This is a genomic window from Alkalihalophilus lindianensis, assembly GCF_032843265.1.
GTDB lineage: Bacteria > Bacillota > Bacilli > Bacillales > Bacillaceae_D > Alkalihalophilus > Alkalihalophilus lindianensis.
The window spans coordinates 1-266 of record NZ_JAWJBA010000432.1 but is presented as its reverse complement, the minus strand read 5'-3'; the positions used below and the strand labels follow the sequence as shown (position 1 = coordinate 266).

The following is a 266-nucleotide window of genomic DNA, read 5'->3' as shown; positions in this document are numbered from 1 at the left end:
CAATTAAGACGGCAGTTTCGGATTTCGGGCTTGGAGTCGAATAAAAGGAGGAAGTTAACATGAAAAAATATCGAGTGAACGTTCAAGGAATGACTTGTACGGGTTGTGAAGAGCATGTAGCTGTTGCTCTTGAAAACATGGGTGCAAGAGGGATTGAAGTAGATTATCGCCGTGGCGAAGCTGTATTTGAGCTACCAAATGGCTTAGAGGTTGAAACAGCGAAAAAAGCGATTGCTGAAGCGAAATATCAACCAGGAGAAGCAGAA

General features: G+C 43.2%; 1 protein-coding gene. It reads left to right on the top strand.

The window, feature by feature from the left end; all coding sequences use genetic code 11:
• Nucleotides 1-59 precede the first annotated feature (59 nt).
• Nucleotides 60-266: heavy-metal-associated domain-containing protein (locus RYX56_RS22910; protein ID WP_317124196.1), on the top strand; the 207-nt coding region annotated here is incomplete at its 3' end.